Genomic DNA, 12,871 nt, shown 5'->3' with positions numbered 1-12,871 from the left:
GGGTTCGCCATTGAGGTGGGGTGGGCAACAGTTGGATGTTGTCGCCGCGCACTCTTGAGGAACTTTGCAATGACGACTCGTCAGCCACTGTACAAATCCCTGTATTTCCAGGTGATCGTTGCAATTGTCATCGGTATTTTGCTCGGTCACTTCTATCCACAGCTCGGTGTGGCCGTGAAACCCCTGGGTGACGGGTTCATCAAGCTGATCAAGATGATCATCGCGCCGATCATCTTCTGCACCGTCGTCAGCGGTATCGCTGGCATGCAGGACATGAAGTCGGTCGGCAAGACCGGCGGTTACGCGCTGCTGTACTTCGAAATCGTTTCGACCATCGCGCTGCTGGTGGGCCTGGTGGTGGTCAACATCGTGCAGCCGGGCGCCGGCATGCACATCGACGTGTCCACGCTGGATGCCTCCAAAGTGGCTGCCTATGTCTCGGCCGGTGCTGATCAAAGCGTCGTCGGCTTCCTCCTCAACGTAATTCCGTCCACCATCGTCGGTGCGTTCGCCACCGGTGACATTCTGCAAGTGCTGATGTTCTCGGTGATCTTCGGTTTCGCCCTGCATCGCCTGGGTGCCTACGGCAAGCCGTTGCTGGACTTCATCGATCGCTTCGCTCACGTGATGTTCAACATCATCAACATGATCATGAAGCTCGCGCCAATCGGTGCCTTCGGTGCCATGGCCTTCACCATCGGTGCCTACGGTGTCGGCTCGCTGGTGCAACTGGGTCAGCTGATGGCCTGCTTCTACATCACTTGCCTGCTGTTCATCCTGATCGTGCTGGGCGGTATCGCCCGCGCACACGGCTTCAGCGTGTTGAAACTGATCCGCTACATCCGTGAAGAACTGCTGATCGTACTGGGTACTTCCTCTTCGGAGTCGGTACTGCCGCGCATGCTGATCAAGATGGAGCGTCTGGGGGCGCAGAAGTCCGTGGTAGGCCTGGTGATCCCGACCGGCTACTCGTTCAACCTTGACGGTACTGCGATCTACCTGACCATGGCGGCCGTGTTCATTGCCCAGGCCACCGACACCCACATGGACATCACGCACCAGATCACCTTGCTGGTGGTGTTGCTGCTGTCTTCCAAGGGCGCTGCGGGCGTGACCGGTTCGGGCTTCATCGTACTGGCGGCCACCCTGTCCGCCGTGGGCCACCTGCCGGTTGCCGGCCTGGCGCTGATCCTGGGTATCGACCGTTTCATGTCCGAAGCCCGTGCACTGACCAACCTGGTCGGCAACGCCGTTGCCACCATCGTTGTGGCCAAGTGGGTCAAGGAGCTGGACACCGACGTGCTGCAAGCGGAGCTGGCCTCGGGCGGTCGCGGCATTGCCGACGAGCCTAAAGACGATGTTCTGGGTCACGTCGACGTGGCAACCCCGACTAACGCCAAGTAAGTCTTGTTGTAATGAAAAACCCGCTTCGGCGGGTTTTTTATTGCCCGGGATTTGAGCGCAACGGTCATTGCATGTGGCGCATAAGGTGATTGCTGCAAAGCGCTTGGCTGCCTAGGCTGGGGCATCATCCTGGGAGAACTCTCATGCTCGGTCCACTGGCATCACTCAAGGTTCTGGATTTCTCGACACTGCTGCCGGGGCCGTTCGCTTCGCTGTTGCTGGCGGACATGGGCGCCGAGGTGCTGCGCATCGAATCACCCACCCGCATCGATCTGCTGCGCGTGCTGCCGCCCCACGACCGGGGCGTATCGGCCAGCCATGCCTATCTGCATCGCAACAAACGTAGCCTGGCGCTGGACCTCAAGCAGCCGCAAGCGCTGGAAGTGATCAAATCCTTACTCGAGGACCATGACATCGTGCTGGAGCAATTCCGACCCGGTGTCATGGATCGACTGGGGCTGGGCTATGAAGCCTTGAGAGCGATCAATCCCCGACTGATCTATGTCTCGATCACCGGTTACGGCCAGACCGGCCCCTACAAGGACCGCGCCGGCCATGACATCAACTACCTGGCGCTGGCCGGGCTTTCCAGCTACAGCGGTCGCGTCGACAGTGGGCCGCTGCCGTTGGGCATGCAGGTGGCCGACATTGCCGGTGGCTCGCTGCACGGGGTCATCGGCCTGCTGGCCGCCGTGATCGCTCGACAGCAAACCGGGCAGGGTCAGCATCTGGACGTGAGCATGACCGATTGCGCGTTCAGCCTGAACGCCCTGGCGGGCGCTGGGTATCTTGCCTGTGGTGTCGAGCCGGGTCGGGAAGATCAGATGCTCAATGGTGGCAGCTTCTATGACTATTACCGTTCCCGGGATGGGCGCTGGATGTCCGTGGGCAGCCTGGAGCCGGAGTTCATGAAGCGGTTGTGTGCGGCGCTGGGGCTGGAGGAGTGGGCGAGCCTGGGGTTATCTGCGCAACCTGCACAGCAACGCAAGCTCAAGGATGCGTTGACGGCTGAGTTCGAAAAGCATGACTTTGCCGAGCTGTGCGCGCTGTTCGCCGAGCTTGATGCGTGTGTCGAGCCGGTACTGAGTCTGGCGGAGGCTGTGCAGCATCCGCAGTTGCAGGCGCGGGAGCTGGTGACTGAAGTGCCGCGGGGCGATGGTTCGAGTCAGGCGCAGATGGCGTGTCCGTTGAAGTTTTCAGAAGGGTTGCCGGAGCCCAGGCATATTGGCGCGGCGCTGGGGCAGCATACGGATCAGGTGTTGGAGGAGTTGGGGTACAGCGCTGAGCAGGTTGCCGAGTTGCGGCGTGCCAAGGTGGTTCTCTAGCGTCTGATATATCGCCTTCGCCAGCAGGCTGGCTCCCACAATGGATTTGTGGCGCACCGATGATCCCCTGTGGGAGCCAGCCTGCTGGCGAAGAGGTCGACCCAAATCGCACTACTCGACCCGCATCTCGCCACTGAACACCAAGGTGTTGCGGCACCGCCGACACAAATACCGCCGCCCCTGTCTCACCAAACCATGACGTTGCGCCGAGAACGGGAAATCGCTGTCGGCGCACGGGCACTTGTAGATGTAGCGGGTCACGCTACGGCGCTTGACGTCGTAGGTGTGGCAGCGGTTGGGTGGCAATTCGTACACGCCGCGCATGATCAGTTGCCACTCTTCGCCATGGGGCTGGATGCGGTCACCGAACAGTTGATGGGCGATCAGGTGCGCGACCTCGTGGGCAACGGTCTGCTTGAGAAAATCTTCGGTGTTTTCGCGGTACAACTGCGGATTGAACCGCAGCAGGTTCTCGTGCAGGTGCGCGACACCGGCTTTCTGCCCACGCAGCTTGAAACTCACCACGGGGCGTTTGAAAGGTCGTTTGAAAAAGGATTCGGCTTGTTGGAAACAGTCTTCGACGCGGATATTGAGTTGCTCGGGCATGCTTGATGGATCTCCAGAGCGGTCGAGTATGCCGCAAGCCAGGGGCCTTGCGAATCTGCGAAGTGCCGAATGGTCTTCGGCGCTCTTTGTGCCTGGGCATTAAAAGGCCGCCTTGCGGCGGCCTGTGTCGGCAGATCTGATTTTTTTGTGGTGAGCTGTTAATTGGTATAGACCGGCCCCACGCCGAGTCCCCAGACAATCACGGTGAACGCCATGATGGCTACCAGCACCACCAGACCTACAGCGAGCACCGAACTTGAAAACAGAAAGCCCTCGTCAGATGGAATGTTCATGAATGTTGGCAATCCCACATACAGCAGGTACACCGTGTAGCAGATAGCCGCCGTGCCGACGACCATCCCCAGCCACAAGTGCGGGTACAAGGCCGCGAGGCCGCCGACGAACAGCGGCGTAGCGGTATAGGTTGCGAACGCAATACAGCGTGCGAGGCTTGGATTGGCGTCATAGGTGCGGGCCATCCAGTGGATGAACGCGCCCATCACCGCCACACCGCCGAGCATCGCCAGGTACGACATGACTGTCATCCATAGTGCGCTTTCCACGGTCAGCATCACCGGGGGGCGATTGCCGATGACCCAGCCCACCTGCGTGGTCCCGATAAATGCCGATACCGCCGGTATCGCCGCCAGGATCAGCGTATGGGTCAGGTACATGTGGCTGATACTTTCTTCCTGATCGCCACGAATCTCTTTCCATTCTTGGTCAGGGTGGGTGAAGAGCCCCACTACGTGATGGATCATGCCAGTCACTCCTCTCGTTTTTACCGTCGCCCCCCAGTGGAGCGCCCTACGGGCCAATGAGGCCAAGTAAGCAGTAGGTCTGTATGTGAATGCGACCTTATGACGCAGTATAGGAAGGACTTAACCCTACAGGGGGTAGGGCTTAGAGCAAATTGCGCTGTAAAGCCCGGACTTAATCGCACTTACGTCTGTAGAGGGGTATATCCGTCGGGGCGCTTCGCCCCTGAAGGGTTTTTTGCGTAAAATGCCGGCCTTTCGTCACACCTCACGGATTTCGCGTCATGGGCACTCTTACGGTCAACCAGAACAAACTGCAGAAGCGCCTTCGCCGACAGGCCGGTGAGGCGGTCGCCGATTTCAACATGATTGAAGACGGTGACAAGGTCATGGTCTGCCTGTCCGGCGGCAAGGACAGCTACACCATGCTTGATGTGCTGATGCACTTGCAGAAGGTCGCGCCGATCAAGTTCGAGATCGTGGCCGTGAACATGGACCAGAAACAGCCGGGTTTCCCCGAGCACGTGCTGCCGGCCTACCTCAAGGAGCTGGGCATCGAGTACCACATCGTCGAGAAAGACACTTACTCGGTGGTCAAGGAGCTGATTCCGGAAGGCAAGACCACCTGCTCCCTGTGCTCGCGCCTGCGTCGTGGCACGCTCTACACCTTCGCCGACGAAATCGGCGCGACCAAGATGGCCCTGGGGCACCATCGCGACGACATTATCGAGACGTTCTTCCTGAACATGTTCTTCAACGGTTCGCTCAAGGCCATGCCGCCGAAGTTGCGTGCCGATGACGGGCGCAACGTGGTGATCCGACCCTTGGCCTACTGCAACGAAAAAGACATCCAGGCCTACTCGGATCTCAAGCAATTCCCGATCATCCCGTGCAACCTCTGTGGCTCCCAGGAAAACCTGCAGCGTCAGGTGGTCAAGGAAATGCTGCAGGATTGGGAGCGCAAGACTCCGGGCCGTACCGACAGCATTTTCCGCAGCCTGCAGAACGTGATTCCGTCGCAATTGGCGGACCGCAACCTGTTCGACTTCACCAGCCTGAAGATCGACGAATCCGCCGCTTCGCGCTTCGTCAACGTGGTCAACCTCTAACCACAGGTTTTGTCACAAGTTGGCAGTTCATTTTTCAATCCTCAGGAGAGGGCATGCGCGACTACAAGTGGCTGAACGAATACTGCCTGAACCGCTTCGGTTCCGCAGTTGAACTGGAAGCCCATCTGCCCGCACCCAAGACCCCGGCGCAATTGCGCAAGATCAGCGATGACCGCTACCTCTCGACCATGGCACTGCGCGTTTTCCGCGCCGGGCTCAAGCACAGCCTGGTAGACGCCAAGTGGCCGGCCTTCGAAGAAGTGTTCTTCAGGTTCGACCCGGAAAAAGTCGTGCTGATGAGCGCCGAACACCTGGAGCGGTTGATGCAGGACGCGCGCATCATCCGCCATTTGGGCAAGCTCAAGAGTGTGCCGCGCAATGCGCAGTTCGTGCTGGACGTGGCCCATGAGAAGGGCAGTTTCGGGGCAATGATTGCCGATTGGCCGGTGACCGACATCGTTGGGCTGTGGACCTTGCTGAAAAAACGCGGACATCAATTGGGCGGACTGTCGGCGCCGCGCTTCTTGCGCATGGTCGGCAAGGATACCTTTGTGCCGAGCTATGACGTGGTAGCGGCGTTGAATGCGCAGAAGATCGTCGACAAGGTGCCCAGTAGCCAGCGGGATCTGGCGTTGGTACAGGATGTGTTCAACCAGTGGCATGAAGAGAGTGGCGGGCGGCCGATGAGCCAGATTTCGATGATGCTCGCGTACACAGTGAATCATTAGCACCTAGTCGCGCCCATCGCGAGCAAGCTCGCTCCCACAGGTTTTTGCGTCGATCACACCGTTATGTTTCAACAGTGATCCTGTGGGAGCGAGCTTGCTCGCGATGGCGGTATCTCATGCGACGGAGGTTTCGCCTTCACCCGCCAATTTGCGGTTCAACTGAAACCGCCACCGTACATATAGCAACGCCGAGCAGAACACGGCCAGGCTCGCGCCCATCTCCAGCAGACCGAAGATCTGCCGATTCGGGTCATAAGCTGCCAACGCGCCCTTGATGAAATACAGGTTCACCACAAAACACATCCATGAATGCCCCCGGGCATTGCCGACAATCATCCCCGGCGCGAGCAACAGCAACGGCACCAGCTCAATCAGCAGAATCACCCACGGCCGCGCACCGTGCAGGTCGGCGACCATCAGGTAGTAAACGCAGAGCAATCCCACCAGGCCAAAGAAGCACAGCAGGCTGACGGCGCGCATCGCCTTGACGCGTGGTTCAAGCCATTCGATAGGGGGCAGGACCTTCGGCTTCTTGGCCACCCTCAACCCTCCAGTTTCAGTGCAGTCTTGGCCAAACGCATGCCCAGGGCCCGGCACAGTGCCACTTCGTGGGCATCCAGCCCGCTTTTGCCATCGGCTCCGGCGTGATGGCTGGCGCCGTACGGCGTGCCGCCGCCCTGGGTTTCCAGCAATGCCGACTCGCTGTAGGGCAGGCCGGTGATCAGCATGCCGTGATGCAACAGCGGCAGCATCATCGACAGCAGGGTGGTTTCCTGCCCGCCATGCAGGCTCGCGGTGGAGGTGAACACACCGGCGGGTTTGCCCACCAGGGCGCCGGTCAGCCACAGGTTGCTGGTGCCGTCGAGAAAGTACTTGAGTGGCGCCGCCATGTTGCCGAAGCGGGTCGGACTGCCCAGCGCCAGGCCTGCGCAGTTCTTCAGGTCATCGAGGCTGGCGTACAGCGCGCCTTCATCCGGGATATCCGGCGCCACGGCTTCGCACTCGGTGGAAATGGCCGGTACCGTGCGCAATCGGGCTTCAAGGCCGGCCTGTTCGATGCCACGGGCAATTTGCCGGGCCATCTCATTGGTCGAACCGCTGCGGCTGTAATACAGCACCAGAATGTACGGCGCACTCACGGCAACAGCTCCAGGATCTGCTCTGGCGGACGACCGATGATGGCCTTGTCGCCGACTTCGAGGATCGGTCGCTCCATCAGTTTCGGGTGGTCGGCGATGGCGGCGATCAATTGCGCCTCGCTCAGGCTGCTGTCGGCCAGGGCGAGGGTCTTGTATTCGTCTTCGCCGGTGCGCAGCAGTTGCCGCGCACTGATCCCGAGTTTGCCCAGCAGGCTCTGGATTTGCGCGGCGTCCAGCGGCGTTTCCAGGTAGCGGACCACGGTCGGAGTCAGGCCGCGGGCTTCAAGCAGTTCGAGCGCACCGCGGGATTTCGAGCAGCGCGGGTTGTGATAAAGCGTCAGATCGGTCATGAGCGGGTCGCATCTTGCGTAAGGTGGCGGCTATTCTAACTGGGCAGCGCGTAATCCTGAACCTTGCCAGGCGATGGGTCGCAGCGCTTTCAATTTTTGACAAGGAACACAACATGACAAGGCGACTGGCAGCAGCATTGACGATTATCGGAGCGTTGATGCTGGGGGGCTGCGGTAACGACTACGGGATCGATCAGAACGGACAGAAGGTCGCCGCCGAGCGTCTGGACGGAAAATGGCTGGTGATCAATTATTGGGCTGAATGGTGTGGCCCGTGCCGTACCGAGATTCCGGAGTTGAACACACTGGCAGACCAGCTCAAGGACAAGAAGATCGGCGTGTTCGGGGTCAACTTCGACAACGTGCAGGGCGAAGAGCTGAAAAGTGCCAGCGAGAAACTCGGGATCAAGTTCACCGTGCTGGCACAGGACCCTTCCGAGTTGTTCGAACTGCCGCGCAGTGAAGCGTTGCCGGTGACCTACATCATCGATAACAAGGGCAAGGTGCGGGAACAGTTGATGGGCGAGCAGACGGCGGCGGGGGTGGTGGCGAAGCTGGAGGCGTTGCAGGCCGCCAACTGATCGTTTCTACGCGCTGATCGTTCCCACGCTCTGCGTGGGAATGCCGCCCGGGACGCTCCGCGTCCCTGTGACGCAGAGCGTCACTTGATGCATTCCCACGCAGAGCGTGGGAACGATCGTCTAGAGGCGTATCAACCCTCTTCCAGCCACCAGCGCAGCGGCTTGCCTTCGGCTGGCCAGAATCGCATCTGGTCGATTGACGAGACGTCCCAGCGCTGCACGTGTTCCAACGCCTGGAGGAAGCGTTTTTCCTGCTCCATCAGCGCCGGCGCACAGAGTTTGCGGGTGCTGCCGATCTTGCCGAAGCTCAGCTTGTCGCCATCCAGGGTGTAGGGCGCGAACCAGTGGTTGCAGCCGCCGCTACCGTAGGCGCGACCGTCGTCACCCAGGGTAATGGTCAGGTGGCTGTAATCCATCAACGGACGTTCGCCGATCCATTCCAGGATGTAGCTGCGATTGTGTTCAAGTTGCACCGGGTCGGCGGCGCAGCCCAGCAGGCTTGCACCGACCATCGCGGTCAGGGCGAGGCGTTTCATCACGCAGGCTCCTGGCATTTGGGGCACAGGTGTTTCTCGCCAACGGTGGTCCAACCCAACTCGGCAATCCGCGCGGTGGCGGCAGGCTTTTCGGCCTTGTTGCCGAGCTTGGCGTCAACGGCGAACTCGAAACTCAGTTCTTTGGCGCAGCTGTCGCAGTTCACCTGCCAGGTGTGGATCGCCAGCTCGCCGAACACCGGACCACTGGCCACCGCGACCCATTGGCCAGGCGGGTTGATCAGATGGCGAACCGTTTCGACGGTCAGGCGCATGGACAAGTCCTTGGCGCCCTTGAGGGTCACGACCAGCACGTCGTTATTACGAATCGAGCCGCCGTTGCCGGTGACTTGATAACGTCCCGGCACCAGGGCGCGGCATTCGGTGAGGGTGTGTTGCGGGTTCATCAGGGTGTAGCGGAAATCGTGTTCGACCATGGGTCCTCCAAATATGCGCAATATGCTAGCACGGGCATACGCGCAGCATGGCGCGGGCATATGACCTTCGATCAGGTTCAATCACCCTCGACCTGATTCTCTGGCGCTCCGGCCGCCCAGGCCGCGATGTTCTGCAAGGTGGTCGCGGCAATCGCGCCCAGGGCTTCGCGGGTCAGGAAGGCCTGGTGTGCCGTGACGATCACGTTGGGGAAGGTCAGCAACCGCGCCAGTACATCGTCCTGTAACGGCAGGTCGGAACGGTCTTCGAAAAACAGTTGAGCTTCCTCTTCATACACATCCAGTCCCAAATAACCCAGTTGGCCGCTCTTCAACGCATCGATCAGCGCCGGGGTGTCCACCAGGCCGCCGCGGCCGGTGTTGATCAACATGGCGCCTGGCTGCATGTGCGCCAGGGATTGGCGGTTGATCAAATGCTTGCTCTGCTCGTTAAGCGGACAGTGCAGGCTGATGATCTGCGACTCGGCCAGCAACTGCGGCAAGCTCAGATAGCGGGCGCCAAGCGCTTCGACCTGCGGATTGGGGAAGGGGTCGTAGGCCAGAAGTTTGCAGCCGAACCCGTTCATGATTTTCGCGAAGGTCGCGCCGATCTGCCCGGTGCCGACTACGCCGACGGTCTTGCCCACCAGGTCGAACCCCGTCAGCCCGTGCAAGCTGAAGTCGCCTTCGCGCGTGCGGTTGTAGGCGCGGTGCAGGCGGCGGTTGAGTGCCAGGATCAGGGCTACGGCATGCTCGGCCACGGCGTGGGGCGAATAGGCCGGGACGCGCACGATCGCCAACCCCAGGCGCTTCGCCGCCGTCAGGTCGACATGGTTGTACCCGGCCGAGCGCAGGGCGATCAGGCGGGTACCGCCCGCGGCCAGGCGTTCGAGCACCGGGGCGCCGAGGTCATCGTTGATGAAGGCGCAAACCACCTCGTGATGCTCCGCCAGCGCGACGGTATCGAGGCTCAGTCGTGCCGACTGAAAGTGCAACTCGATACCTGGCGGCAGGTTGGCGGCGAGAAAGCTGTCGCGGTCGTAGGTCTGGCTGCTGAAAAGAATCGTGCGCATGCGGTCCTCCTGGAAAGTGCATCAGGCATTGATGCGCGCCTGGGCGGCCAGGCGATTGATCGCCCGGTCGAGATCTTCAAGTGCGCCAAAGGCCTTCGGGTCTTGCTGCTTGAGCAAGGTTTCACTGCGTTGGCAGGCGGCGCGCAGTTGCGGTACGCCGCAATAACGGGTTGCGCCGTGCAGGCGATGAACCCGCTCGATCAGAGCGTTGTGGTCGTTGCTTTGCTGAGCCTGGCGGATGGCTTCGCGGTCGGCTTCCAGCGACGCCAGCAGCATCGCCAGCATGTCCGCCGCCAGATCGGCCTTGCCAGCAGCCAGGCGCAAGCCTTCTTCGTGATCGAGCACCTGCAACTCGTAGGTGCTGCCGTGGCTGTCGCCTGCGCGCTCTGGCGTGTGATTACGCAGTGCCAGCCCGCTCCATTTAAGTACCACTTGCGCCAGTTGCCGCTCGCTGATCGGCTTGGTCAAGTAATCGTCCATGCCGCTTTGCAGCAATGCGCGTTTTTCGTTGGCCATGGCATGCGCCGTGAGGGCCACGATCGGCAGCGGCGTGCAATGCCGCTCGCTTTCCCATTGGCGGATCGCTTCGGTACTTTGGCGCCCGTCCATGCCGGGCATTTGCACGTCCATCAGTACCAGGTCGAACGTCTCGTTCTGCACCGCCTTGATCGCCGCGTAACCGCTTTCCACGGCGAGCACCTTGGCGCCCATGTCTTCGAGCAGGGTCTGCACCAGCAGCAAATTGGCCGGGTTGTCGTCGACGCACAGCACCTTCGGCGCGCGGCTGGACAGCGGCTCGCTGGTCTCGCTGCGCAACTGCCGCGGGTTGACCAGGTCGGACAGCGCGCGCCGAAGCTTGCGGGTACAGGCCGGTTTGGCCTGGAGCTGGCTGTGGGGGTTCGGCACCGACAGGTGGAACAGCGTCTGTTCCGTGGTGGGGCACAACACCAGCACTTTGCAGCCCAGGTGTTCGAGGTCCCAGATGTGCTGGTTGAGGCGTTCCGGTGGCATGTCGTTGCTGGTGATTCCCAGCACTGCGAGTTCGATCGCCTGATCGGTCTGATGCGCGCCGGTGACTCCGTTGGTCAGGCTTTCCAGGGTATTGAACGCGGTGACGTCCAGGCCGCAGTCTTCCAGTTGATGCTGCAACGCCTGGCGCGCCAGCTCATGATTTTCCAGCACTGCAACTCGCCGTCCGAGCAGCGGCGCACTCGGCAGGTCTTCGGCATCGTCGCGGGTTTTGGGCAGGTTCAGGCTGATCCAGAACTCCGAACCCTCGCCCGGGGTGCTGTCGACGCCAATCTCGCCACCCATCTGTTCGATCAGGCGCTTGGAGATCACCAACCCCAGGCCCGTGCCGCCGGGTTGCCGCGACAGCGAGTTATCGGCCTGGCTGAAGGCCTGGAACAACGCGCGCACATCCTGGTTCGACAGGCCGATGCCGGTGTCCTGGATGCTGATGCGCAGTTGCACGCTGTCTTCGTGTTCTTCTTCGAGCATGGCCCGGGCGACGATGGTGCCCTCGCGGGTGAACTTGATCGCATTGCTGACCAGGTTGGTGAGGATCTGCTTGAGCCGCAACGGATCGCCCACCAGCGACAGGGGCGTATCGCGATACACCAGGCTGATCAGTTCCAGCTGTTTGGCGTGGGCGGCCGGGGCGAGGATGGTCAATGTGTCTTGCAGCAGGTCACGCAAATTGAACGGAATATGGTCGAGCACCAGCTTGCCCGCTTCGATCTTCGAAAAGTCGAGGATCTCGTTGATGATCCCCAGCAGGCTGTCGGCAGACTTTTCGATGGTGCCCAGGTAATCGAGCTGGCGCGGGGTCAGCTCACTTTTTTGCAGCAGATGGGTAAAGCCGAGGATGCCGTTGAGCGGCGTGCGTATTTCATGGCTCATGTTGGCCAGGAACTCGGACTTGATCCGGCTCGCCTCCAGCGCTTCCATGCGCGCCAGGTCCAGTTCGATGTTCTGGATCTCGATGGTCTCGAGGTTCTGGCGCACGTCCTCGGTGGCCTGGTCGATGCTGTGTTGCAGTTCTTCCTGGGCATTCTGCAGGGTGCCGGCCATGCGATTGATGCCGGAGGCCAATTCATCCAGCTCCTGGCTGCCCAGTGGCGGCAGGCGGGTTTCCAGGTGACCGTCCTTGAGTTGGGCCACGGCTTGTTTGATCTGGGTCAGCGGCCGATTGATCGTGCGGCCCATGCGCAATGCCAAAAGCGCCGCGCCGCCGAGACCGGCACCGATCATCAGCAGGCTGGCGAACAGGCTGCGGTAGCCGCGTAACAGCATGCCGTTGTGGGACAGCTCCAGTTCGACCCAGCCCAGCAGACGGTCGGCTTCATCGGGGATCACGTCGCCTGCCAGGTTGCGGTGTTTGCCGAACACCGGCAGCAGGTAACGTGTTGCTTCGCTGCCTGTGCGGCGCAGCATCTGCGAGCCTTCGCCCATTGGTGCCTGGGTCAGCATGATCGGCCCGGCATGGGCCAGTGCCGAGCGGTCTGGCGCAAGGAAGGTCACGGCGCGCACGTCCGGTTGTTCCAGGGACTGGGTGGCGATCCGTTCCAGCATTTCGTTGTTGTGGTGCCCCATGGCCGGCGCCACCAGCGGCGCCAGTTGCTCGGCGATCATTTCGCCGCGCTGCAGGAGCTGGGTTTGCAGGTCCGATTGCTGCATCCAGGTGAAATAGCCGCCCAGAACCAATGCCATGAGGCTGGTCGGCAGCAGCGTCAGCAACAGCACGCGGCCTTTAATTCCCAGTTTCGTCAGCACGCCACTCTCCTGCAACCGGCTATTTATCGGGCTGCGCATGCGTCCGGCACGCGCCA

At 61.0% G+C, this 12,871-nt stretch carries 14 protein-coding genes; 5 read left to right on the top strand and 9 right to left on the bottom strand.

From position 1 onward, the window contains the following. The first annotated feature begins 69 nt into the window (after positions 1-69). A complete protein-coding gene (locus ACA054_RS25540; RefSeq protein WP_497686724.1) occupies positions 70-1,404 on the top strand; it encodes a dicarboxylate/amino acid:cation symporter in 1,335 nt (444 codons plus the stop codon). Positions 1,405-1,547: 143 nt separating this feature from the next. Beyond that, the gene (locus ACA054_RS25535) at positions 1,548-2,729 is read left to right on the top strand and encodes a CaiB/BaiF CoA transferase family protein (RefSeq protein WP_497686723.1); all 1,182 of its coding nucleotides are present in this window, start codon (positions 1,548-1,550) and stop codon (positions 2,727-2,729) included. A gap of 111 nt (positions 2,730-2,840) precedes the next feature. Here ACA054_RS25535 and ACA054_RS25530 read toward each other — a convergent pair whose 3' ends face one another. Both ACA054_RS25530 and ACA054_RS25525 read right to left on the bottom strand, forming a co-directional pair. After that, positions 2,841-3,335, bottom strand: a complete 495-nt coding sequence (locus tag ACA054_RS25530) for a SprT family zinc-dependent metalloprotease (protein WP_497686722.1) — start codon at positions 3,333-3,335, stop codon at positions 2,841-2,843. Between the two features lie 158 nt (positions 3,336-3,493). Next, the gene (locus ACA054_RS25525; RefSeq protein ID WP_046817737.1) at positions 3,494-4,096 is read right to left on the bottom strand and encodes a Yip1 family protein; all 603 of its coding nucleotides are present in this window, start codon (positions 4,094-4,096) and stop codon (positions 3,494-3,496) included. Positions 4,097-4,377: 281 nt separating this feature from the next. Between ACA054_RS25525 and ttcA the strand changes: the two genes are divergently transcribed. After that, complete coding sequence (ttcA, locus tag ACA054_RS25520; RefSeq protein WP_497686721.1) at positions 4,378-5,202, top strand: tRNA 2-thiocytidine(32) synthetase TtcA; 825 nt, start codon at positions 4,378-4,380, stop codon at positions 5,200-5,202. A 53-nt stretch (positions 5,203-5,255) separates the two neighbouring features. Next, positions 5,256-5,930 carry a DNA-3-methyladenine glycosylase I gene (locus tag ACA054_RS25515; RefSeq protein WP_497686720.1) on the top strand — a complete coding sequence of 225 codons (675 nt, stop codon included), beginning with the start codon at positions 5,256-5,258 and terminating at the stop codon, positions 5,928-5,930. Positions 5,931-6,044: 114 nt separating this feature from the next. Here the strand turns inward: ACA054_RS25515 and ACA054_RS25510 are convergent, their stop codons facing one another. The 3 genes from ACA054_RS25510 to arsC are packed head-to-tail and all read right to left on the bottom strand — an operon-like array spanning position 6,045 to position 7,419. Next, positions 6,045-6,470 (bottom strand): DUF2069 domain-containing protein, encoded by a 426-nt coding sequence (locus ACA054_RS25510; protein WP_497686719.1) that lies wholly within the window; start codon positions 6,468-6,470, stop codon positions 6,045-6,047. Positions 6,471-6,472: 2 nt separating this feature from the next. Continuing rightward, on the bottom strand, positions 6,473-7,069 hold the full coding sequence (gene wrbA, locus ACA054_RS25505; RefSeq protein ID WP_497686718.1) for an NAD(P)H:quinone oxidoreductase: 597 nt from the start codon (positions 7,067-7,069) through the stop codon (positions 6,473-6,475). Next, on the bottom strand, positions 7,066-7,419 hold the full coding sequence (arsC, locus tag ACA054_RS25500) for an arsenate reductase (glutaredoxin) (RefSeq protein ID WP_497686717.1): 354 nt from the start codon (positions 7,417-7,419) through the stop codon (positions 7,066-7,068). Before arsC ends, wrbA begins: the two co-directional genes overlap by 4 nt. Positions 7,420-7,532: 113 nt before the next feature. Between arsC and ACA054_RS25495 the strand changes: the two genes are divergently transcribed. Beyond that, a complete protein-coding gene (locus tag ACA054_RS25495; RefSeq protein ID WP_497686716.1) occupies positions 7,533-8,000 on the top strand; it encodes a TlpA disulfide reductase family protein in 468 nt (155 codons plus the stop codon). Positions 8,001-8,131: 131 nt separating this feature from the next. On the opposite strand, the gene ACA054_RS25490 is transcribed toward ACA054_RS25495, so the two are convergent. The 4 genes from ACA054_RS25490 to ACA054_RS25475 all read right to left on the bottom strand — a co-directional run bounded on the left by ACA054_RS25490 (position 8,132) and on the right by ACA054_RS25475 (position 12,815). After that, on the bottom strand, positions 8,132-8,536 hold the full coding sequence (locus ACA054_RS25490; protein WP_497686715.1) for an META domain-containing protein: 405 nt from the start codon (positions 8,534-8,536) through the stop codon (positions 8,132-8,134). Further along, positions 8,536-8,970, bottom strand: a complete 435-nt coding sequence (locus ACA054_RS25485) for a hypothetical protein (RefSeq protein ID WP_020799714.1) — start codon at positions 8,968-8,970, stop codon at positions 8,536-8,538. The genes ACA054_RS25490 and ACA054_RS25485 overlap by 1 nt, the downstream gene beginning before the upstream one ends. Before the next feature lie 77 nt (positions 8,971-9,047). Beyond that, positions 9,048-10,040 (bottom strand): 2-hydroxyacid dehydrogenase, encoded by a 993-nt coding sequence (locus ACA054_RS25480; RefSeq protein WP_497686714.1) that lies wholly within the window; start codon positions 10,038-10,040, stop codon positions 9,048-9,050. A 21-nt stretch (positions 10,041-10,061) separates the two neighbouring features. Continuing rightward, complete coding sequence (locus tag ACA054_RS25475; RefSeq protein WP_497686713.1) at positions 10,062-12,815, bottom strand: response regulator; 2,754 nt, start codon at positions 12,813-12,815, stop codon at positions 10,062-10,064. Between the last annotated feature and the right edge of the window lie 56 nt (positions 12,816-12,871).

It is taken from the genome of Pseudomonas sp. LBUM1653 (assembly GCF_059716115.1).
Note: the sequence above shows the minus strand (reverse complement) of the source record. Positions and strands in the feature narration are given on the sequence as shown.